Annotated in this window: 19 protein-coding genes; 10 read left to right on the top strand and 9 right to left on the bottom strand. The window is 37.0% G+C overall.

Translation table 11 applies throughout. The features are described 5' to 3' along the window. The first annotated feature begins 52 nt into the window (after nucleotides 1–52). From srlB to A9G47_RS05255, 6 genes are all read left to right on the top strand, one after another. The gene (gene srlB, locus A9G47_RS05280; RefSeq protein WP_065580887.1) at nucleotides 53–421 is read left to right on the top strand and encodes a PTS glucitol/sorbitol transporter subunit IIA; all 369 of its coding nucleotides are present in this window, start codon (nucleotides 53–55) and stop codon (nucleotides 419–421) included. Between the two features lie 11 nt (nucleotides 422–432). Beyond that, nucleotides 433–1,212, top strand: coding sequence for a sorbitol-6-phosphate dehydrogenase (gene srlD / locus A9G47_RS05275; protein WP_065642364.1), 780 nt, complete (start codon nucleotides 433–435; stop codon nucleotides 1,210–1,212). A 73-nt stretch (nucleotides 1,213–1,285) separates the two neighbouring features. Further along, nucleotides 1,286–1,654 (top strand): transcriptional regulator GutM, encoded by a 369-nt coding sequence (locus A9G47_RS05270; RefSeq protein ID WP_065568334.1) that lies wholly within the window; start codon nucleotides 1,286–1,288, stop codon nucleotides 1,652–1,654. A 99-nt stretch (nucleotides 1,655–1,753) separates the two neighbouring features. Beyond that, a complete protein-coding gene (gene srlR / locus A9G47_RS05265) occupies nucleotides 1,754–2,533 on the top strand; it encodes a glucitol operon DNA-binding transcriptional repressor SrlR (RefSeq protein WP_065568335.1) in 780 nt (259 codons plus the stop codon). A 432-nt stretch (nucleotides 2,534–2,965) separates the two neighbouring features. After that, on the top strand, nucleotides 2,966–4,654 hold the full coding sequence (locus tag A9G47_RS05260) for a hypothetical protein (RefSeq protein WP_065642363.1): 1,689 nt from the start codon (nucleotides 2,966–2,968) through the stop codon (nucleotides 4,652–4,654). 168 nt (nucleotides 4,655–4,822) lie between these two features. Next, nucleotides 4,823–6,514, top strand: coding sequence for a hypothetical protein (locus tag A9G47_RS05255; RefSeq protein ID WP_065642362.1), 1,692 nt, complete (start codon nucleotides 4,823–4,825; stop codon nucleotides 6,512–6,514). Nucleotides 6,515–6,784: 270 nt separating this feature from the next. On the opposite strand, the gene serA is transcribed toward A9G47_RS05255, so the two are convergent. Together serA and rpiA are read right to left on the bottom strand one after the other, a co-directional pair. Further along, the gene (gene serA, locus A9G47_RS05250) at nucleotides 6,785–8,026 is read right to left on the bottom strand and encodes a phosphoglycerate dehydrogenase (RefSeq protein WP_065566210.1); all 1,242 of its coding nucleotides are present in this window, start codon (nucleotides 8,024–8,026) and stop codon (nucleotides 6,785–6,787) included. A gap of 81 nt (nucleotides 8,027–8,107) precedes the next feature. Next, complete coding sequence (rpiA, locus tag A9G47_RS05245; protein WP_065580131.1) at nucleotides 8,108–8,764, bottom strand: ribose-5-phosphate isomerase RpiA; 657 nt, start codon at nucleotides 8,762–8,764, stop codon at nucleotides 8,108–8,110. A 209-nt stretch (nucleotides 8,765–8,973) separates the two neighbouring features. Here rpiA and A9G47_RS05240 point away from each other — a divergent pair, with 209 nt between their 5' ends. The 4 genes from A9G47_RS05240 (at nucleotide 8,974) to A9G47_RS05225 (ending at nucleotide 12,083) form a co-directional block, all read left to right on the top strand. Next, on the top strand, nucleotides 8,974–9,867 hold the full coding sequence (locus A9G47_RS05240) for a LysR family transcriptional regulator ArgP (RefSeq protein ID WP_065566208.1): 894 nt from the start codon (nucleotides 8,974–8,976) through the stop codon (nucleotides 9,865–9,867). 108 nt (nucleotides 9,868–9,975) lie between these two features. Then, nucleotides 9,976–11,046 (top strand): uroporphyrinogen decarboxylase, encoded by a 1,071-nt coding sequence (gene hemE, locus A9G47_RS05235; RefSeq protein WP_065566207.1) that lies wholly within the window; start codon nucleotides 9,976–9,978, stop codon nucleotides 11,044–11,046. After that, complete coding sequence (locus A9G47_RS05230) at nucleotides 11,043–11,636, top strand: YjaG family protein (RefSeq protein WP_065642361.1); 594 nt, start codon at nucleotides 11,043–11,045, stop codon at nucleotides 11,634–11,636. The genes hemE and A9G47_RS05230 overlap by 4 nt, the downstream gene beginning before the upstream one ends. Nucleotides 11,637–11,810: 174 nt before the next feature. Continuing rightward, complete coding sequence (locus A9G47_RS05225; protein ID WP_065566205.1) at nucleotides 11,811–12,083, top strand: HU family DNA-binding protein; 273 nt, start codon at nucleotides 11,811–11,813, stop codon at nucleotides 12,081–12,083. Nucleotides 12,084–12,296: 213 nt separating this feature from the next. Here the strand turns inward: A9G47_RS05225 and ybaK are convergent, their stop codons facing one another. The 7 genes from ybaK to gltB all read right to left on the bottom strand — a co-directional run bounded on the left by ybaK (nucleotide 12,297) and on the right by gltB (nucleotide 23,893). Then, entirely contained in the window at nucleotides 12,297–12,791 is a 495-nt protein-coding gene (gene ybaK, locus A9G47_RS05220; protein ID WP_065642360.1) for a Cys-tRNA(Pro) deacylase, read from the bottom strand. A 103-nt stretch (nucleotides 12,792–12,894) separates the two neighbouring features. Next, nucleotides 12,895–13,749, bottom strand: a complete 855-nt coding sequence (locus A9G47_RS05215) for a hypothetical protein (RefSeq protein ID WP_065642359.1) — start codon at nucleotides 13,747–13,749, stop codon at nucleotides 12,895–12,897. 60 nt (nucleotides 13,750–13,809) lie between these two features. After that, the gene (gene glyS, locus A9G47_RS05210; RefSeq protein ID WP_065642358.1) at nucleotides 13,810–15,882 is read right to left on the bottom strand and encodes a glycine--tRNA ligase subunit beta; all 2,073 of its coding nucleotides are present in this window, start codon (nucleotides 15,880–15,882) and stop codon (nucleotides 13,810–13,812) included. 10 nt (nucleotides 15,883–15,892) lie between these two features. Continuing rightward, nucleotides 15,893–16,825: a glycine--tRNA ligase subunit alpha gene (glyQ, locus tag A9G47_RS05205; RefSeq protein WP_065566201.1), complete on the bottom strand. Its 933-nt coding sequence runs from the start codon at nucleotides 16,823–16,825 to the stop codon at nucleotides 15,893–15,895. Between the two features lie 733 nt (nucleotides 16,826–17,558). After that, the gene (locus A9G47_RS05200) at nucleotides 17,559–17,915 is read right to left on the bottom strand and encodes a hypothetical protein (RefSeq protein ID WP_065642357.1); all 357 of its coding nucleotides are present in this window, start codon (nucleotides 17,913–17,915) and stop codon (nucleotides 17,559–17,561) included. 91 nt (nucleotides 17,916–18,006) lie between these two features. Next, complete coding sequence (locus tag A9G47_RS05195) at nucleotides 18,007–19,419, bottom strand: FAD-dependent oxidoreductase (RefSeq protein WP_065642356.1); 1,413 nt, start codon at nucleotides 19,417–19,419, stop codon at nucleotides 18,007–18,009. A gap of 16 nt (nucleotides 19,420–19,435) precedes the next feature. Further along, entirely contained in the window at nucleotides 19,436–23,893 is a 4,458-nt protein-coding gene (gene gltB, locus A9G47_RS05190) for a glutamate synthase large subunit (RefSeq protein ID WP_065642355.1), read from the bottom strand. Between the last annotated feature and the right edge of the window lie 74 nt (nucleotides 23,894–23,967).

Genomic DNA, 23,967 nt, shown 5'->3' with positions numbered 1-23,967 from the left:
CAATGGTAGAAATAAAAATCCTGTATTAAGTGTAAAGATAAGAAGGTTAATCATGTCAAATGTTATCTATCATGCAAAAATTGATCAAATTGGTGCGTTTGCCCAAGAAGCATTAGCTGACGGTATGTTAATCCTGTTTAAAAACGGTGCGCCTGCTGATTTAGCGGACTACTGTTTTGTTCATAGTCATGATGATTTAAAACTGGAATTACAAGTGGGGCAGATACTTCAATTAGGCAATCATATTTATAACATCACATCGGTTGGCGAAGTTGCTAATGTTAACTTACGTGAATTAGGTCATATCACATTAAGATTTGATGGTAATAGCCAAGCCGAATTACCCGGAACTGTTCACGTAAAAGGGGAAATTCCTGCGCAACTTTTTGTGGGTGATGAAATTAGAATTTTAAATGATTAAGGAATATAAAAATGAAAAAAGTAGCAGTTGTTATCGGTGGTGGTCAAACTTTAGGTGAGTTTTTGTGCAAAGGTATCGCTGATGCAGGATACCAAGTTGTTGTTGCTGATTTGAATATTGACAATGCGAATAAGGTAGCGGAAGCCATTAATCAAAAACATGGTGCTGGCTCAGCTCAAGGGTTTGGGGTTAATGCTACCAACGAAGAAAGTGTAATCCAATTAGCACAAGATGTTGATAGTACATTTAAACATGTTGATTTAATGGTATATAGTGCAGGTGTTGCAAAAGCTTCACCTATTAGCCATTTTACATTGACCGATTTTCAATTATCGGTGAATGTTAATCTTACAGGCTATTTTTTATGCGCGCGTGAATTTGCTAAATTGATGATCAAATATAATACTCAAGGTCGAATTATTCAAATTAATTCAAAATCAGGCAAAGTTGGTAGCAAACATAATTCAGGATACAGTGCGGCTAAATTTGGTGGAGTTGGGTTAACACAGTCTTTAGCTTTAGATCTTGCTGATCATGGTATCACTGTTAATTCGTTGATGCTGGGTAATTTATTAAAATCACCAATGTTTCAATCATTAATACCACAATACGCTAAAAAATTAGGTATTCCAGATGATCAAGTAGAGCAAGTTTATATTGATAAAGTGCCACTTAAACGCGGTTGTGATTATCAAGATGTGCTAGATGTGCTGCTATTTTATGCAAGTGATAAGGCATCTTATTGTACTGGGCAATCTATTAATATTACTGGTGGGCAAGTAATGTTTTAGTTAAGATGATATGCGAAAATTAAACCAAACAATTTTCGCATATTTTATACCTAACATATAATGGAGAATAACCATGAATATGAGTAATACTTTAATTGTAATTGCACTTATTGCTTGGTGTCTTCAAATTGTATTTAGCTGGCTACAAATTCGGCGCTTTAATCAAGCCTTTTTAGCGATGAACAAAGGGGCTTATTTAGGTATTGGTCGTAGCAAAACAAAACGATTTAGACCAAGAGTATTAATAGCTATTTCATTAGATGAAAATCAAGTGGTTATTGACTCTGTATTGATGAAAGGTATTACTGTTTTTGCCTCACCAAAGCCCATCATTCAGCTACATGGATTACCTATTGCTGATATTATGCCTGAAAACGTTTTCCCCAATGATATTGCGTGTCAAAGTGCATTGACTGTGGCATTAGCCACAGATAAAAAATAACTAACTTTTATTCTGAAAAATATTCCCTTTCATTATGAAATAATATATTTTAAAGTATTACTATTTATATATGCATGCTAATGATGATGGGATTTTATTATGAAAGTGAAGCAACGACAAACAGCGATTTTAGAATACCTGCAAAGTAACGGGCAAGCTAGTGTAGATGAATTGGTCGAGCATTTTAAAACAACAGGAACAACAATTCGTAAAGATCTCACACAACTTTATGCAAGTGGCTTAGTTTTGCGTACTTATGGTGGTGCAATGTTAAATCGAGAGCTTGGAGATAGAGCTATTGATCACAAAACTTATATTAATACCGCACAAAAAAAAGCCATAGCAGAAGAGGCCGCTAAGCTGATTCATGAGGGGGATTCAATCATTTTTGACGCTGGAAGCACCGTTGCTCAAATGATCCCAACGCTAGCTAAATTTAATAACCTCACGATTATGACCAATAGTTTGCATATGGTTAATGAATTGGTTGCGAACGATAATGATCAAACTATTATTTTAACGGGAGGCACGTTTCGTCGAAAATCAGCCTCTTTTCATAGCAACAATGCATTAGCTATTGCCGCATTTGAATCTTATACCTTTGATATGTTATTTATGGGGGCTGATGGTGTTGATTTAGTTGGTGGCGTCACAACGTTTAATGAAAGTTACCATGGTAGTGTGGCAATGAGTAAGGCTGCTGCAAAGTTAATTTTATTAGTTGATTCATCAAAATTTGGTCGTCGTAGCCCCAATGTTGTGTGTGATTTAAGTGCTGTTCATACAATTATCACCGACGATAATTTAGATAATAGGTACTTTGAAGCGCTAACACAAAAAGGAATTAACCTAATTAAAGTGAAAATAAACGGAAAATAAATCACATTAAATTATAATTTTTACACAATAGATTATTTTTGCCATCAAAATTAGACTAATTTTTCATTAATTATTTAATTGTATAATAGTTAAAATTTTGTCAATCTCTTTTTTATCTAAGCTATTTTTAACAAACTATCGTATTGCCTAATAAGCGCATTATTAGGTACTTTGTTCTATGCACAAAAAAGTTCTATGCACAAAAAAGTGATATTTATTGTGTTTATCGTTATTTTTATCCCGTTTATTGTTGATTTAGTGTAGTACTATCGCATTGATTTCTTAAGTGTGCCTAACAAGTGATCAGTCCATGTTTTATCTTTACAAAACTTAACAAAAAAGTTGGTTAAATAAGGCTTATTTTTGTTTATAATTGATAATATTTAGAAAAATGGAATTAATAACCAATAGGTTATAACAGGTAATGGTGGAATGAATAGTCATACTAATTTGTCTTTTGTACAAAAAATTAATTTTATAAAAAACGTAAAAGCAGATTATCAAAGTACATTGTCGGCGTTGTCCAAATGGAATATTAATCGTTATACGTTATCAATATCAGGTGCTTTATTAGGCTTAATGGTATCAACCAATGCTACAGCATTATCAGCAACAACCTCTAATGTGATACAAGGCAGTGCTCCTTATTTAAGCTTGGATAATGGTGTAACGAAAATAATGAGTGAAGAAGGCTTGCTCAGCATTAAATTACCTGATGGTAGCCTGTATATTGCTCCAGGTGAAAATAGCGAATTATATCCTAATGCCAAAGTTGATAATTCAAGCTACACAAATCCTATAGCATTACCTAGCGAAGTAAAAACATTTGCTGATATTCAAACATTTGTACCATTAACAGATAATACGCATTACCCAAGTATTGAGCTAAGTAACTTAATCGGCGAGCCACATAATTATTGGGGCGATGCTGATGGAGATGGTAATGCCAGTGCGACAGGCAAGCTAAAAGTCAAATGGTTAGACGCTGATGATAAAGATATTACTGCCGAAATTAAAGCTAACCCTAATAGATTATTAAACGGCTGTGATGTACCTTACCAACTCACTATGACGGCAACTAATGGTACATTATCAACAGAGTATGGTTTGCCACAAACCAGTACTTTTAATGAGATTAGTCATACTTATTATTTGGGCAATAAGGCAGATATACCGACAAGCTGTTATGCATTGCCTAACACTCGATATGATAGCCAACGCGCGGCATCAGATGGCCCTGATTGGGTAGTAAATGCAGGGTTTAAAATTCATTCTGCTGATAAATTAACCGAGAACTTTCCAACGACAGGGACAAATGGTATACATTTCTTTTTATTATTAACGGGTATAACACCAGAGCAAGTTGTTGCCGCAAATGGTACTACTGTTCATGCAGAGAGTGGTCATGGCGTAACTTTATCGCTTTCTGCAGCCGAAGTGAATTGGAATTACTCATATACTTGGGAAGATCAAGAGCGTTGGGATGCGAGGCCGATAAATTCGAAAACTGGCGTTAAGATAAAGTTAAATGGACCAACTCGTGATTCAAGAGATAAGCGTTTTTCGCCATCAGTATTTAAAATTTACGCTGATAGCAATCATACCCATTTACTTTATAGCTTTAAGATAGAGCGTTGGTATATAAATAATCCTCCCTCCTCCGATGAATATGGACAGCCAGTCTATGAAAATATGACATTTGAAAAAGCTACAATGTTTTGCCAAGAGCTAGCTAGTGGCTATCGTATCACTAGAGCTAATGATCTCACAAATGCCAATTTTGAGGGATGGGATGGTGGTGTAATGGAGACGGAAAGTTACGGTTATCAACGACGTGTGAGTTTTAAGCGTGGAGGTCGTTGGATAGGCGGTTTATTTAGTGAATGGGGGAGAATGGCTAGTGTTTTTAAAGGGCAGGGTAATTATGATGATGAGGAGGATTGGGGTAGTGAGGAATCGGCTCTACAGAACAGTGACTATGCGATTACTTGGGGAGATGATTTCTATTGGACAAATTCTCTATTAAATAATAATTATCTTTTGGTTAGCCCAATAGACGGAAGCCTAACTGATGGAAGATGGGGGGAAAATACTGTGCTAGCTGCATGCGTATCTCCTTAAGCTTATACAAAAAGCGATTAACCTACTTAAAGTGCAGATAAATGGAAAATAAATAACATAAAATTGTAACTAAAAAAGTTGGTTAAATAAGGCTTATTTTTGTTTATAATTGATAATATTTAGAAAAATGGAATTAATAACCAATAAGTTATAACAGGTAATGGTGGAATGAATAGTCATACTAATTTGTCTTTTGTACAAAAAATTAATTTTATAAAAAACGTAAAAACAGATTATCAAAGTACATTGTCGGCGTTGTCCAAATGGAATATTAATCGTTATACGTTATCAATATCAGGTGCTTTATTGGGCTTAATGGTATCAACCAATGCTACAGCATTATCAGCAACAACCTCTAATGTGATACAAGGCAGTGCTCCTTATTTAAGCTTGGATAATGGTGTAACGAAAATAATGAGTGAAGAAGGCTTGCTCAGCATTAAATTACCTGATGGTAGCCTGTATATTGCTCCAGGTGAAAATAGCGAATTATATCCTAATGCCAAAGTTGATAATTCAAGCTACACAAATCCTATAGCATTACCTAGCGAAGTAAAAACATTTGCTGATATTCAAACATTTGTACCATTAACAGATAATACGCATTACCCAAGTATTGAGCTAAGTAACTTAATCGGCGAGCCACATAATTATTGGGGCGATGCTGATGGAGATGGTAATGCCAGTGCGACAGGTAAGCTAAAAGTCAAATGGTTAGACGCTGATGATAAAGATATTACTGCCGAAATTAAAGCTAACCCTAATAGATTATTAAACGGCTGTGATGTACCTTACCAACTCACTATGACGGCAACTAATGGCACATTATCAACAGAGTATGGTCTGCCGCAAACCAGTACTTTTAATGAGATTAGTCATACTTATTATTTGGGCAATAAGGCAGATATACCGACAAGCTGTTATGCATTGCCTAATAATGAATTGGATGGTGGATTTTATCCTGAAATGGACGGTCCTAATTGGATACAAGGTTTGGGATTTAAAGTTCACCAAGTCGATAGGTCTATTGAGAACTTTCCAACGACTGGGGCAAATGGGTTACACTTCTTTTTAGTGTTAGTCGGCATAACGCCAGAACAAGTTATTGCCGCAAATGGTACAACTATTAGAGCAGCAAGTGGTCATGGTGTAACCTTATCTCTTTCTTTCTCTAAGGTGAATTGGCAGCCTTGGAATGGAAGACCCAGGCCGATAGATTTTAAAAAAGGTTTAAAAATAAAGTTAAATGGGCCAACTCGTGATTCAATAGATAAGCGTTTTTCGCCATCGGTGTTTAACATTTATGCTGATAGTAGTCATACCCGTTTACTTTATAGCTTTAAAATAGCGCGTTGGTATATAAATAATCCTCCCTCATCTGTAGATACAAACGGCCAACTAGTCTATGAAGGAGTGACATATGAAGAAGCTACAAGGTTTTGTCAAGAGTTAGGTAGTGGCTATCGTGTCCCTGGTGCGAATGATTTGACAAATTCTAATGACCCATACGTGGGTTGGACCGATGGTATACCAGAGCTTGAATATGGCTTTTATCAACGACGTTTAAGTTTTAAGCGTGGATCTCGTTGGATAGGAGGATTACTTAATGAATGGGGGCGTTTTGTTAGTGAATACAACCCTAATGATTATAATGATTATAATGATGAAGATGAAGATGAAGATTATTATCGTCGTGGCACATATGATATTACTTGGGCAAGCGCTAGTGGTGTAAGAGATCTTTGGACGAGTAGTCAGACGGAACCTGGGTCTTATTTGGCGGTTGATACAGTTTCAGGAGCATTAGGTATGTATGATAGGTTAGATCCCCTTGCGTTAGCTGCATGCGTATCCCCTTAAGCTTATTGCCACTACTCGTTGTTAAACGGCGAGTAGTGAATTGTGCAAACTAATTGGGTGAAATAGGCAAACAGCAAAAAACGGGCATAACGGATAATTTGATCATGCTAAGTAATTATCGCCTTTTAGTGCATTATGTTTTAAACCCTTTTTATAAAGTAACATGACTAATCAATAGAACTTAATTAGGATATTAGTGCTCTTTGTTTTTATTGATATCTAATTTATTAGCCGCCTAAAGAAAGATAGGCGGCATTGAGTGCAATTAAATTAAAACAGCAACCTTGCGCGAATAGTGCCTGAGACATTTTTTAGTTTATCAAGCAATTCCTCGGCTTTATCGGGATTGACTCTATCAATATCAATCACAACATAACCAATTTTGGCATCGGTTTGTAAATATTGTGCCGAGATATTAAGCCCTTGTTCAGCAAATAAGGTATTAATCGCGGTTAATACGCCTGGTTGATTACGGTGAATATTAATAAAGCGACTTGCTCCTTTAGCTGGAATAGGCAACGATGCTTCGGGAAAGTTAACCGCAGAAAGTGTTGCACCTGTATTAGAGTATTTTGCGAGTTTAGTGGCGACTTCAATGCCAATATTTTCTTGCGCTTCACTGGTTGAACCGCCAATATGAGGGGTGATAATGACATTGTCAAATTGGCACAATGGCGATTCAAATGGATCGTTGTTGCTAGCCGGTTCTGTTGGAAAGACATCAATTGCTGCACCACTAATTTTATCGGTTTGTAGTGCATGAGTTAATGCATCAAGGTCAATGACTTTACCGCGTGAAGCATTAATTAAAATAGCACCTTGTTTCATGGCGTCTATTTCGCTATCGCTTATCATTTTTATCGTTGTTGAATTTTCGGGTACATGCATTGAAACGATATCGCTTATCGCTAACAGCTCTTTCATTGATGACACTTGTTTAGCGTTGCCTAACGGTAATTTGGTTTCAATATCGTAAAAATAAACATTCATTCCTAACGATTCAGCTAGAATACTTAATTGGCTACCAATGTGTCCATAACCAATAATACCTAAATTCTTACCACGAGCCTCGTGTGAACCAGTAGCTATTTTATTCCATTTACCTCGGTGAGCTTTTGCATTGGCTTCGGGCACTCGGCGCAGTAGCAATACCGCTTCAGCTAAGACTAGCTCGGCAACAGATCGTGTATTAGAAAATGGTGCATTAAATACAGGAATCCCTTTCACCGTTGCCGCATCAAGATCAACCTGATTAGTGCCAATACAAAAGCAACCAATGCCAGCAAGTTTGGGGGCGGCATCAATAATATCTTTGGTTAATTGAGTTCTTGAGCGGATCCCAATAAAACGAGCATCTTTTAATGCCTGCTTAAGTTCTTCGGGCGATAATGCACTTTTATGGTACTCAATATTGGTAAAACCTGCCGATTTTAATATTTCTATGGCACTAGGATGAATACCCTCAAGTAATAAAAATTTGTTTTCATCTTTGGTTGACGTTTGAATAGTCATTATTTCCTCTCATTGCTTTCAGAATATAAATTGAGCCTTATAGTGATATAAAAGCAATAAATTTGATTATGATAAGCAAATTTATTTTAGCTCTTTTACTCCCGAAGGTGTTCCTATAAGCGCAATATTTGCCCCTTTGTTGGCAAATAACCCAACCGTTACCACGCCAGCAATACTATTTATTCGATTTTCTAATTCTATGGGGTTGGCAATGATAAGGTCATGAACGTCTAAAATAACATTACCATTATCCGTTATGACGCCTTGGCGATAAATTGGTTTACCACCTAGTTTGAATAATTCACGAGCAACATAAGAGCGAGCCATTGGGATCACTTCAATGGGTAACGGGAATTTACCTAATACATCAACAACTTTTGATTCATCGGCAATACAAATAAATTGTTTGGCAATGGCTGAAACCACTTTTTCACGTGTTAAAGCAGCGCCTCCGCCTTTAATCATTTGTAACTGGTGATTGATTTCATCAGCACCATCAACATAGATATCCAAACTATCCACTTCATTACAATCAAGCACAGTAATGCCATAGCTCTTTAATTTTTGTGTCGATGCTTCAGAGCTTGATACAGCACCTTTGATCTGATCTTTTATTGTAGCTAATGCATCAATAAAGTGGGATGCTGTCGAACCGGTTCCCACACCAACATAAGAATCAGGTTTAATAAATTTCAATGCTGACCAGCCTACGGCTTTTTTTAATTCGTCTTGTGTCATGGTATCACCTATTTTTGAGGATACTTTTTCTTAAAAAAAATAAAATTTTAAAAGCAAAATTATTGAAGATATGGCATAGTACCCAATTGGAAAGTAAAAATCATTAGGATTTTAAGAAAATATATCAATGTTTGATATGTTTAAAACTTATTGCGATGTTAAAGTAGCTTGAATATTCAAGCAGTGATCAAATCATTAGTAAAGAGATTATGAAGCGTCCAGATTATAGAGCATTACAAGCATTAGATGCAGTGATAAAAGAACGAGGATTTGAGCGAGCAGCTGATAAGCTGTGTATTACACAACCCGCAGTATCGCAACGCATTAAGCAGTTAGAAAGCTTTTTTGGTCAACAACTATTAGTGAGAACCATTCCGCCAAAAGCAACCAAACAAGGCGAGCATCTTTTGGGGTTACTACACCAAGTTGAATTATTAGAACAACAATGGCTAGGTGATAATGAACAAAATACTACACCATTGTCATTGTCGATTGCGATTAATGCTGACTCTTTAGCAACATGGCTTTTACCAGCGTTAAAGCCTGTTTTAGATAAAAATATTTTACGTTTCGATATTCAGGTAAAAGATGAAGAGCATACTTTAGAACTGCTACGCTTAGGCACAGTCGTTGGTGCAATTAGTATTCAAGCTAACCCTTTACCAGGATGTTTGTCTGATTTATTAGGTGCATTAGACTATATTTTTGTTGCCTCTCCTGATTTTGCTAAAAAGTACTTTCCAAATGGTGTCACGCGATCGTCTTTACTTAAAGCGCCAGCGGTTGCATTCGACCATTTAGATGATATGCATCAGGCTTTTTTACAAGAAAATTTTAACCTTACCCCAGGCAGTGTGGTGTGTCATATCACCAGTTCATCTGAGGCGTTTGTGCAATTAGCTAAACAAGGCTCTGCGTGCTGTATGCTACCAAAGTTACAGATTGAACAAGAGCTGAAGAATGGTGAATTGGTTAATTTAACAGAAGGGCTATATCAAAGGCGTATGCTATATTGGCATCGTTTTGCACCTGAAAGCAGTGTCATGCAAAATATTTCTGAAACGTTGATTTGTTATGCAAAAAATACATTATCACAACCTTAGCTTCAAATCACAAATAAATAATAGTTAAGTGAGATGATGTTATATTAAAACGCTGCTTACCTAAAACTTCTTTGACAAAATAAACACTTGATTTAAAGAGCTGAAGATATGAGCCAATTAAAAAACGATCGTTATTTGCGTGCATTGCAATGTTTACCTGTTGATTACACCCCTATTTGGATGATGCGTCAAGCTGGACGCTATCTGCCGGAGTATCGTCAGTTAAGAGCAAAAGTGGGCGATTTTATGACTATGTGCCAAACACCTGAATTAGCTTGTGAAGTGACGCTACAGCCATTAAAACGCTTTGATCTTGATGCGGCTATTATTTTTTCTGATATTTTGACCATTCCTGACGCTATGGGGCTGGGTTTGCACTTTGAAGCGGGTGAAGGTCCTAAATTTGCTAAAACAATATCCTGTTTATCTGATATTGAGCAATTGCCGATCCCTGATCCTGAGCAATCGCTTAAGTATGTAATGGATGCGATTCGTTTAACCAAAAAAGAGCTTAATGGTAAGGTTCCATTAATTGGCTTTTCGGGTAGCCCATGGACATTAGCAACTTACATGGTAGAAGGCGGCAGTAGTAAAGCTTTTACTAAAATTAAACGCTTACTTTATAGCAAACCTAAAGTATTACATTTGCTGCTCGAAAAGCTCGCTGAAAGCGTCGCTTTGTATTTAAACGCCCAAATCGAAGCTGGGGCACAATCGATAATGATATTTGATACATGGGGTGGTGTATTGAGCCATCAGAGCTATCAAACGTTTTCGCTGCATTATATGCAACTTATCTTATCAAAATTAAAACGAGGCATTAAAACTGACGATATCAGCTCATATGTTCCTGTTACGCTTTTTACAAAAGGGGGAGGGCTGTGGTTAGATAGTATTGCCAACACAGGTTGTGATGCGATTGGTGTTGATTGGAGCGTTAATTTGCGCGATATTCACCAAAAAGGAAAAATTGCTATACAAGGTAATTTGGATCCGTCAGTCCTCTATGCTAGCAAATTAATAATCGAGTCTAATGTTGATGCCGTTCTAAAAGAATTTGGTGCTTATAATGGGCATATTTTTAATTTAGGTCACGGTATTCATCAAGATATTCCTGTAGAACATGTGCAGTATTTGATTGATGCTGTGCATCAACGGTCCCAAAAGGTTTTGTCATGATTAAAAATCCAGTCCAATTAAGATTAGCAAAGTTAGCCCCTTGGCAGCAACGTTTGTTTATGATTTGTTTATGTGAACGTATGTACCCGAATTTGGTTTTTTATTGTCAACAACAACATACCGAAGAAGTCGCTAAAAGTTACAAAAAAATACTGGATTTAGTCTGGGAGTCACTATTAGTTGAAGAGGCAAAAATCAATTTTGATTTACAACTTGAAAAATTAGAAGCTATCATTCCAACGGTAACAGATGACAGTCCTTATATGATTTACCCAGCTATCGATGCTTGTCAGGCGCTTGGTGAGGTTTTACACTCTTATTTGAGTGGTGAAATGGCTGATCATACCGCTAAAGTAAGTAGCATATCGGCAACCACCATTGCTGAATTTGAAATGACTAAAACTAATGTTAATCTTTCACCAGATGCGCAACAAACTTTACCTAGTGTGATTGATGAATTTGATTTACAGTGGGAGATATTACGATTATTACGTGATGAAAATAATGAGATGATTGAGTTGATAAAAGGCTTAAAAGATGAAATTCGAGCATCTGGAGTAAGCAATATTGGTGTTTTTTTGTGCGGTTAAGCGATTTAAAGTGTAATTTTTTTATTTTTTATTAAATTTTTCTTTAATATTAGATGAATATAGACTACATTTAACCGCAATGTAATCTAAACACTGTTTACAGTAGCGAAGCTAAATTTTAGCTTTGTTTATAATGTTAACTTTAACAATAAAATAATATGTAAGGATATATCCATGAATAAAACAGAACTTGTCGACGCTATTGCTAGCAAAGCTGATATTACTAAAGTAGCTGCTAAAACAGCATTGGAAGCTACATTAGCTGCTATTACTGAATCATTAAAAGCAGGTGAGCCAGTTCAATTAGTTGGTTTCGGTACATTCAAAGTCAACGAGCGTAAAGCACGTACTGGTCGTAACCCGAAAACAGGTAAAGAAATTAAAATTGAAGCAAGCAAAGTGCCTGCATTTGTATCAGGTAAAAGTTTAAAAGAAGCAATCAAATAAGTTTGCTGCCTTTCTGTCGATTTTATTGATGGGAGTTATTTTAAGGTCATGAGCATATTCTCATGACCTTGTCGCTTTAATTTGTTATTTCATTATTTTTGTATCAATTAAAAAATAAAATACGTATATCAAAGAACGTCGATTATTTTCATTTTCTGCTTCATCATCATCTTAACGAATCTAACCTATAAATCTTATTAAATATGAATGTGATCAATCATGTTTAATAGTGATATCAGTCAATTGGGCTTGCAATATATCAGCTAGATCTTGAGGTGCAATTTCAATTTCTAATCCTCTTCTACCACCTGATATAAACATGGTTTTGTGTTGGTTGGCGCTACTGTCAATGAGTGTAAAAAGTTGTTGTTTTTGACCTAATGGGCTAATTCCACCCACCAAATACCCCGTTACTTTTTGGGCTAAATTAGCATCGGCTAAATCTATTTTTTTACAGTTTAGCCTCTGTGCCACTTTTTTTAAATCTAAATGCTCATTAACAGGTAATACGCACACCGCTAATGTTTTATTATTACCATTTAAATTGACAATCAGCGTTTTAAATATTTGTGATGCGGTGACATTTAAACTGGGATCGAGTTTATCAACCGCTTCTTGCCCATAATGGGTTTGCTTGGGATCATGCTGATATTGGTGAATGTTAAATTGCGTTTTAAGTTTTTTAAGTAAATTTATGGCGGGGGTCATTGTTGTTATCCAATTAATTTTAGCTAAATGAAAAAATATATGGGAAAACGTTATCCTTACCAGCTTTCTTTTGCTAACTTAAACTGGTAAGGAAATAAAATGATTAAACTATGAGTTTGTTATTTTCATCATTTTTAGGTGGTACTTTTGGGCTAGCTATACCGGTGGCTAAAGAATAAAGCCGATAAAAAAAGATGACAATAAAAGTGTCTAACATGATAGCAAAGAAGAAAAGCATAATGTCAATTAGAATACTAACAATATGACTATTTATTAAATTCTCAATTGCTACTTCAACTGCACCAAATAAAAGCCCAAATCCAGCAAGTATTAGTTCAAAAGCCAAAAATGTTAATAACATAAGTAACGCGGGTTTCCAATGCTGTTTAGATAATGTCAAGCTTAGATTGATTAGCTCCATAAAGCTTCTATTATTAGGATTAACCAGCAAACCAAAAAAGAAGTTACTAAAAATGGCTATAAATATAATTGAAAAAAAGACTATTAAGATCATTAAGATTGATAAAATTGCTGTAGGCAACAACATTTTTAAAATAAAAATGCCCATACTTACTATTAATACTGCAAACAAGAGAATTACAAAAATAAAAAGATAAAAAAGAATAATATTTAATAAATTAGATAATGCTTTAGATAATAATAAATTTAAGTTAAGTCTATCGCTGGTATATAGATTAGAAATCATAGCAATACTAATTGCTTTAAGAATGATACCTATCATTAACGTAAACATTATTATGAGTGAAATAGTGCTATTTATGTGCCCTAAATATAAATTTTTGATTGCCTCTTCATCAATAGATATAGTTCCAGTAAGGATATTATTAATTACTGCTAACGCTAGGCAAACCAAAGTAATTGGTTTCATTCGATTGCAAAGAAAATTGCGCGATTGCTCAAAAATCAAAGAAAAAGATAGTTTTGTTTGTAACTCCATATAAATTCCTTATAGGGGTGGCAACAGGATGTTACCACTATTGATTTTTAATGATTAAAATTAGGACTGTAATAATGAAATATCAGCGACTTTTAAGAATAGGTTTTGTAGCTTTTTCAACAGTGCTAATCGATTAAGTTTAATTTTTTCATCGTCAACCATAACCATGACTGAATCAAAAAATGCGTTTACAGTGTCTTTTAGCGACGATAGTTCAACTAAAGCCTCTTGATAACGACCTTGGTTAAAATAAGGCGCAAGTTTATCGGTTAAAATTGCCAATTTTTTAGCTAATTCTCCTTCGGTTCCCGCTTCTAGTAATGCTGCATTGATTTGCTCTGGAATCGCAATATCTGTTTTTGATAAGATATTTGACACCCGTTTATTCGCTTCCGCTAATGACGAAGCTTCAGGCAACGTTCTAAAGTGAGTCACTGCTTTAACGCGCGCATCAAAATCAGCTGGCTTAGTTGGATTAAGAGCTAGAACTGATTGGATAGTATCAATAGCAAAGCCTTGTTCTTGATACCAAGCTCGAAAACGACCTTGCATAAAATTAACAATATCTTCAACTACATTTTTATTATTTAGCTTATCGCCATATAACGATGTGGCATAATTTGCTAATTCAACAAGATCTAACGGCAATGCCTTCTCAACAATGATGCGTAATATTCCAATAGCCGCTCTGCGCAAGGCAAAAGGATCTTTGTCTCCTTTAGGATGCTGACCAATGCCAAAAATACCCGCTAAGGTATCTATTTTTTCAGCAATAGAAACCGCACAAGCAACCGTAGTACTTGGTAACTCATCACCAGCAAAACGTGGTTTATATTGTTCTTCAATTGCAGTAGCTACTTCAATATTTTCGCCGTCTTTAAGCGCTAAATAGCGCCCCATAATACCTTGTGTTTCAGGAAATTCGAAAACAGTATTGGTTACTAAATCGCATTTAGTTAACTTACCTGCTCGTTTCGCTTGTTCAATATTTGCGCCAATTTTTTCAGCAATAAAGCCGGATAGTAGCTCAATGCGAATTGATTTCTCTTTAACTGTTCCAAGCTGTTGTTGGAATAAGACTGTTTCAAGGCGAGGCAAGCGATCTTCTAAACGCTGTTTTAAATCGGTTTGGTAAAAGAATTCAGCATCAGCAAGGCGTGGGCGAACTACTTTTTCGTTCCCCGAAATGACCACTTGTGGATCTTTGGATTCAATGTTAGCGACAAAAATAAAGTTTGGTAATAATTTGCCTTGTTTATCATAAACAGGGAAGTATTTTTGATCGCCTTTCATGGTGTAAACCAGAGATTCAGCAGGTACTTCTAAAAAACGTTCTTCAAATTTAGCCGTTAATACAACAGGCCATTCAACTAAAGATGAGACTTCTTCAAGCAAGCTGTCTGTTAAGTCGGCTTTACCATTAAGTTTAGCAGCTTCGCTTTCAGCTTGTTGTTTAATAATTGCTTTTCGTTTGTCATAATCAGCAATCACTTTGCCTCGTTGTTCTAAAATGTCGGGATATTGATCAGCATTATCGATAGTGAACTCTTGTTCCCCCATAAAACGATGACCACGAATAATTCGGTTTGATTCAATATCTAAAATTGTACCTGCTACAATCTCATCCCCATAAAGCATTGTGACAGTATGGCAGGGGCGAATAAATTCAACTTGGCGAGCTGCCCAGCGCATTGGTTTAGGAATAGGTAACTTGCTTAGTGCTGTTTTAACCATATCGCATAATAAATTAACCACAAGTTGGCCTTGTTGATGTTGAGTATAAGAAAGCCATTCGCCTTTATCGGTTTGTATTCGCTCGGCTTGGTCAACTGTAATTCCACAACCTCGGGCCCAGCCTTCGGCCGCTTTAGTTGGTTTGCCATTAGTATCAAATGCAGCACTCACTGCAGGACCGCGTTTAACAATTTGGCTATCGGGCTGAGTATCATTCAGATTAATAACTTTTAATGCTAAACGGCGAGGGGATGCATACCACAGTACTTCTCCATGCTCTAAATTCGCATTATCAAGTTGTTGTATAAAATTAGCCGCAAAGCTTTCTGCTAATGTGCGCAGTGATTTTGGTGGTAACTCTTCGGTACCAATTTCCACTAAAAATGTTTTTTGCATAATCTTTTAAATCCTACTTTGATGCGTTTTGCTTAGCGTGTGAATTTTGGCACATAGGAAATCCGAGTGCTTCACGTGATGCGTAATAGGCCTCTGCCACCATTTTAGTTAATGTTCTAATGCGTAAAATATAACGTTGACGTTCAGTAACTGAAATCGCTTTACGTGCGTCAAGTAAATTAAAACAGTGAGCTGCTTTTAATATACGTTCATAAGCAGGTAGTGGCAGAGGTTTTTCTAGCTCAAGTAAATACTTTGCTTCTTTTTCGTGTTGTTCAAAACAATAAAATAAAAACTCAACATTAGCATATTCAAAATTATAAGTGGATTGCTCTACTTCATTTTGATGGAACACATCACCATAAGTGGTTTTTCCAAAAGCGCCATCACTCCAAACTAAATCATAAACGCTATCCACACCTTGGATATACATCGCTAAGCGCTCAAGCCCGTAAGTGATTTCACCTGTAACTGGTTTACATTCAAGACCACCAACTTGTTGAAAGTAAGTAAATTGGGTTACTTCCATACCGTTTAACCAAACTTCCCAACCTAGCCCCCATGCACCAAGCGTTGGGTTTTCCCAGTTATCTTCCACAAAACGGATATCATTAATAGTTGGATCGAGCCCTAGCTCTTTTAATGAACCTAAATAAAGCTCTTGAATATTATCTGGAGATGGTTTTAAGATAACTTGAAATTGGTAATAATGTTGTAACCTATTTGGGTTTTCACCATAGCGACCATCAGTTGGCCTACGTGATGGCTGAACATAAGCTGCATTTATCGGTTCTGGGCCCAATGCACGTAAACAGGTCATAGGGTGAGAAGTCCCCGCACCCACTTCCATATCTAAAGGCTGAATCACTGTACAGCCTTGATTCGCCCAGTAATCTTGTAACGTAAGAATTAACCCCTGAAAGGTTTTGACATTAAACTTTTGCATGATGTTATCTTTATGGTTGAATTGATATTTCGACTATTTAAATAGTGCTATAGTTTATACTTTTTATCAATACTTGTGAAATGCCTAATTTTATTCTATTTGATATATTGCCTAATTGGGTTGAAGTTGTTAAAAAGATATAAAAGGCTACCCAATAAACAAATGTCGTGTTTTATAATTCATTGATTTAAATGAAAATAAAAAATCAAATAAAATCAATATGTTTTCTGAATGTTTTTAGGGTAGATAGAGGAATTAAGAATTTTGTGGATAAAATTAACGGTTGATGAAAATTCTCTGCTTATTGATTTTTATGATAAAAAATCCATACCACATGCATGATTGCCGAATGTTGCCTACAGCCACCATACTTTGTTGTGCGGTTTTAATACACTAGCACTAATTTGTTCCCGATAAAATGGTATCTCACCAAACATCCCTGTTTGGTGGGCACATTCTGATGCCTATAAAAATAGTTTTAATAGCTTTTTAGTGATACAAAAGGATTCAGTTTTTATAAAAGGTAAAACAAAAAATTCAATAAAATCAATTGCTTTTCTGAATGTTTTTTTGCGTAAAATTAAGGTTATTTTGGGAATTGGGTGGGGGCGTATAAAAATACCCTAAACCAAAGTAGCCAAAATAACTAATTTTATACCTAAACAAAAATGTACGTGAAAGTTTTGATAATGCTTTCTTGTTTTATTAGAAATCTAAGCAAAGCAGAATTACATTACCAATATTCTATTCCACGTACTATTTTTCTCTCTATATTCACCAATTTTGCTTCCGCATTTTCTTCATTATCGTCTGTTAAAATTCTTGTTGCGGTTGCCCAATCTACATACTCATTCCTATTATGATAAGATGATATCTTTTTATCACCCAAAATAGTTGTAATGCTTTTTAATAAATCATCAGAGTAAGTACCAATAGTTTGTTTTTTTATATGTTTTGAATAAGGGGCATATTCAATAATTGAAGAATATTCATTAAATGCCTGTATTCGATTAAACTTTGTTTTATTATCACATCCTATTAATGTAATAACAAAGCAGTTGATGAAGATAAATTTACCGATGATCTTCATTCCTTAATTTCTTTAGCTTTATTGTCATTTATCATTCAAAAATAAACCCGCTTGCAATCAGCGGGTTTATTAATTTAATAGTAAATGATTATTAAACGTCCAAATAATCCAAGATTCCTTCGGCTGCTTTTCGCCCTTCGCTAATCGCTGTGACTACTAGATCAGAGCCTCGAACAGCATCGCCACCAGCAAAAATTTTGGGATTGCTGGTTTGATAGCGGTTAGCTTCTGGCGCGATGATTCGACCTTGTGGGTCAAAATCAACACCATGCTCAGTTAGCCAAGGCATGGCATGGGGTTTGAAGCCAAATGCCATTATTACTGCTTCGGCAGGTAGAATAAATTCAGAACCTTCAACAATAATTGGTGAGCGTCGTCCTTTTGCATCAGGTTCACCAAGTTCAGTTTTGACCATTCTTACCCCTGTTACTTGTCCTGTTCCATTAATTTCAATACTTAAGGGTTGGACATTGAATTGGAAGTTTGCGCCTTCTTCTTTGGCGTTTTTGACTTCTCGTTTTGAACCTGGCATATTGGCTTCATCGCGGCGATAGGCGCAGGTGACGTCACTTGCCCCTTGGCGAATAGATGTTCGTACACAGTCCATTGCTGTATCACCACCACCTAATACCACAACACGCTTACCTTTCATGTCAATGTATGGCGTATCTTGGGTTTGTGAGTGATTCATAAGATGTTTGGTATTGGCTATTAAAAATGGTAAGGCATCATAAACACCGTTGGCATCTTCATTTTTTAGTCCTGCACGCATGGATTGATAGGTACCCGCACCGACAAAAACGGCATCAAATTCATTAATCAAATCACTTAATTGAATATTTTTGCCTACTTCAGTATTGAGACGGAATTCAATACCCATTTCAGTAAATATACGTCTGCGATTGATTAATACGTCTTTATCAAGTTTGAACGCAGGAATCCCAAATGTAAGTAATCCGCCAATTTCAGGATGACGATCAAAGACGATAGGCGTTACGCCATTGCGCACCAATACATCGGCACAAGCCAGACCAGCAGGACCAGCGCCAATTACGGCAACTTTCAATCCTGTTTGTTCAACATTGGATAAATCAGGTTTCCATCCCATTTTAAACGCAGTATCTGTTATATAACGTTCAATATTGCCAATGGTGACAGCACCAAATTCTGCATTTAAAGTACATGAGCCTTCACAAAGGCGATCTTGTGGGCAAACACGTCCACATACTTCAGGCAAACTATTGGTTTGATGAGATAGTTCAACCGCTTCTAATATTTTACCTTCATTAACCAATTTTAACCAATTTGGGATATAGTTATGTACAGGGCAACGCCATTCACAATAAGGATTACCACAAGCTAGGCAGCGATCTGCTTGCGCTTGGGATTGTGAGGCGGAAAAGCCTTCATAAATTTCAACAAATTCTATTTTGCGAATGTTTAGCGATTTTTTGGGCGGTTCAACACGTTGTAAATCGATAAACTGGTAAACATTTTGACTCATTTCGTGCTCTCCTTACTTATTGTGCTTGAATGCGTAGTTCTGCTGATGAGCGACTACGGTGCCCTAATAAGGCTTTGACATCACTGGATTTAGGTTTGACTAAGACAAATTGTTTAGCAAAGTCATCCCAATTAGCTAAAATGTCCTCAGCTCGTGATGAATGCGTAAGTTGAGCATGTTCCATGATTAAACCACGCAAATGTTCTTCGTGGATAGAGTAATCAGCAACATTGAGTAATTCTATGAGTTCTTTGTTAATGCGTTTATGGAAATCACCGTCTGTATCTAAGATATAAGCAAAACCACCAGTCATTCCTGCACCAAAGTTAATGCCTGTTTTTCCTAACACGCAGACAATACCGCCAGTCATATATTCGCAGCCATTATCACCTATTCCTTCAACCACACTAATTGCGCCTGAGTTTCGCACAGCAAAACGTTCACCAGCGCGACCGGCAGCAAATAGTTTGCCGCCTGTTGCGCCATATAAACAGGTATTTCCGGCAATGGTTGCTTCATGGCTTAAAAATGCCGAACCTTGTGGTGGGCGAATAACAATACGCCCACCAGTCATACCTTTACCAACATAATCATTCGCATCCCCAGTTAGCGTTAAGTCTACGCCACCAGCATTCCATACACCAAAGCTTTGACCAGCAGTCCCATTAAAATTGAGCGAAATAGGATCAGCGGCTAAACCTTGATCGCCATATTTTTTAGCAATATAGCCAGATAAGCTAGTGCCTACAGAACGGTCAGTATTTTGAATGTCAAAATAGAAACTTTTGCTTTGGCGATTATCAACACATTGTTGCGCTTGTGTGATGATCTCTTTATTTAGTACACCTTTATCAAATGGTTTATTGTCTTCAACGCAATAAACTGGTTTACCATCAATTGGTTTTGCTGTTTTTAGCAATCCTGATAGATCCAATTTTTGTTGTTTGGCGGTGATCCCTTCAAGTTCTAATAGTAGATCTGTGCGCCCAATTAGATCGACAATACGACTTACGCCAAGTTCTGCCATGACTTCTCGAGTATTGCGAGCAATAAAGCGGAAGTAATTCATCGCTTTTTCAGGCAGGCCGTGATAGTGCTCACTACGTAATTTTTCGTCTTGCGTTGCAACGCCAGTTGCACAGTTATTTAGGTGACAAATACGTAGATATTTACACCCTAAAGCAACCATAGGACCTGTACCAAATCCAAAGCTTTCAGCACCTAAAATAGCAGCTTTAACAATATCAGCACCTGTTTTTAAGCCACCGTCAATTTGCAGGCGTATTTTGTGACGTAACCCATTGGCAACTAATGATTGTTGTGTTTCAACCAATCCAAGTTCCCAAGGGGAACCGGCGTATTTTACCGAGGTCAATGGGCTAGCCCCTGTGCCACCGTCATAACCTGAAATAGTAATTAAATCGGCATAGGCTTTAGCAACGCCTGTTGCGATGGTACCAACACCGGGTTCGGATACGAGTTTAACCGAAATCATAGCGTGTGGATTGATCTGTTTTAAATCAAAGATTAGTTGTGCCAAATCTTCAATCGAGTAAATATCGTGATGTGGTGGCGGTGAAATTAATGTCACACCGGGTACAGAAAAGCGTAATTTTGCAATATATGGTGTGACTTTATCACCTGGTAATTGACCGCCTTCCCCCGGTTTTGCGCCTTGTGCTACCTTTATCTGGATAACATCAGCATTCATTAAGTAACTTGGTGTTACGCCAAAACGACCTGATGCAACTTGTTTTATACGTGAAACTTTTATGGTGTTGTAACGTGCAGGATCTTCACCTCCTTCCCCTGAATTGGAAAATCCGCCTAGTGTATTCATCGCTGTGGCAAGGGATTCGTGCGCTTCTGGACTGAGTGCTCCAATGGACATGGCTGCTGAATCAAAGCGTTTAAATAATGATTCTTCGGGTTCGACTTGCTCAAGCGGTATGGCTGCATTTTCAGGTGGATTGAGTTTTAATAAATCGCGCAATGTGGTAATAGGGCGATGATTAACTATATCAGCATAACGTTTGTAATCTTCATAATTACCATTATTGACTGCTTTTTGTAGTGACTGCACAACATCAGGGTTATAGGCATGATATTCACCACCGTGGACAAATTTAAGTAACCCACCTTGTTCTAAGGGTTTTCTTCTTAACCATGCGCTTTTTGATAAGTTAAATTGGTCTTGGGAAAAATCATCAAAATTAGCGCCACTAATACGGCATGTGACACCTTGAAAACAAAGTTCAACGACTTCTTCATGTAATCCAACGGCTTCAAAAAGTTTTGAGCAACGATAAGATGCGACTGTTGAAATGCCCATTTTGGACATAATTTTATATAAACCTTTATTAATCCCATTGCGGTAATTAACTATCGCTTCACGATGAGATTTGTTTATCGTGCCATTATCCACCATTTGGGATAAGGTTTCATAGGCTAAATAAGGGTAAATTGCTGTTGCACCAAAACCAAGAAGTACGGCAAAGTGGTGCGGATCACGACAACTTGCCGTTTCAACAATAATATTGGCATCGCAGCGTAAATTCTTTTCAACTAAGCGTTGTTGAACAGCCCCAACTGCCATAGGTGCTGGAATGGGTAGACGGTCGGGAGCAATATTTTTATCTGATAAAATCAGTAATACGGTGCCATTGCGAACTTTTGTTTCAGCATCACCACATAATTGTTCAATAGCATCACGCAAGCTACCATCAATTTCATAAGTGATATCTAATGTTTCTGATTTGTAGTAACGTGATTCTAGCGCTGTTAATTGTTGTAGATCCGAATAGACTAAAACAGGATATTTAAAAGCAACTCGATGCGCTTGGCCTTCTGCTTCGGCAAATACATTCATTTCACGACCAATACTGGTTGAAAGTGACATAACGTGTGCTTCACGCAGGGGATCGATAGGTGGGTTAGTAACCTGCGCAAATTTTTGGCGGAAATAATCATAAATTGATCGAGGCTTATTTGATAATACCGCAAAAGGTGTATCATCGCCCATTGAGCCAGTAGCTTCTTGCCCATTTTCGCCAAGTACTCGGATGCATTGATCGAGTTCTTCAGCACTATAACCAAACTGTTTTTGGTAGGTTGCTAGTAATGTATCATCATAATCGCGCGAACCGATGCTATCATCGGGTAAGCTTTCAAATGGGATTAATTGCTTAACATTTTTTGTCATCCATTCTTTATAAGGATGACGTTTTTGTAAATCATTATCGGTTTCAGCAGATTGTAAAATGCGGCCTTCTTCCGTATCGATAACTAACAATTCACCTGGACCAACACGTCCTTTAGTAACTACTTCGTCGGGCTGATAATCCCAAATACCAATTTCAGAGGCACAGGTGATAAGTTTGTCTGTGGTAATAACATAACGTGCAGGGCGTAATCCATTTCGATCTAAGTTACATGCCGCATAACGTCCATCAGACATAACAATGCCAGCAGGCCCATCCCAAGGTTCCATATGCATTGAGTTGAAGTCAAAAAAGGCACGTAGATCTTCATTCATGTCTGGATTGTTTTGCCATGCAGGGGGAACAAGTAGGCGCATAGCTCGCACTATATCCATTCCTCCAACTAAAAATAGTTCTAGCATGTTATCTAATGAACTTGAGTCAGAACCAGTGACATTCACAAATGGGGCTGCATCTTGTAAATCAGGGATAAGTGGCGTTTTAAATTTATATGATCGTGCTTTTGCCCATTGGCGATTGCCCTCAATAGTATTAATTTCGCCATTATGTGCCAGATGTCTAAAAGGTTGAGCTAATGGCCAACGTGGAACGGTATTGGTTGAAAAACGTTGGTGGAATAAACAAATCGCGGTTTCCATACGAATATCGGCCAAATCTAAATAGAATCGAGGCAAATCTTTAGGCATACATAAGCCTTTATAAATATTGACCTGATTTGAGAAACTACAAACATAAAATGTATCGTCTTGTACGCGTTTTTCAATGCGGCGGCGAACCATATACAAACGGCGCTCTAAATCAATCTTTGTCCAACCAGCTGGTGCATTAACAAAAACTTGTTCAATTCTTGGTAGCGATGCAAGTGCGATTTCACCCAGAACACTTTTATCAATCGGCACTTCACGCCAACCTAAAATAGATAAGGTTTCTTCGGCTAATTCTTCTTCGACTATCTCACGGCTAGCTTGCGCCTCGGCTTCATCTTGGCTTAAAAACAACATGCCTACTGCATAATTCGTCGCTAAACGCCAACCGGCATCCTCGGCGACTAGACGAAAAAATCGGTCAGGTTTTTGTAATAAAAGACCACATCCATCACCGGTTTTACCATCCGATAATATCGCGCCACGGTGTTGCATACGAGCAAGCCCGTGAATTGCAGTACGCACCACTTTATGACTTGGTCGGCCCTCAATGTGAGCAATTAAACCAAATCCGCAGTTATCTTTTTCATGATGCTGGTTATATAACATATCATTGCCTCTAATTCATCGCTTTTATAATTTGAGAAGGTATAGGCATTAATCCCATATTAGGTATGAAGTTA

It is taken from the genome of Gilliamella sp. WF3-4 (genome assembly GCF_001690275.1).
GTDB lineage: Bacteria > Pseudomonadota > Gammaproteobacteria > Enterobacterales > Orbaceae > Gilliamella > Gilliamella apicola_C.
The sequence above is the reverse complement of the archived record's forward strand: the minus strand, read 5'-3'. Positions and strand labels throughout refer to the sequence as shown.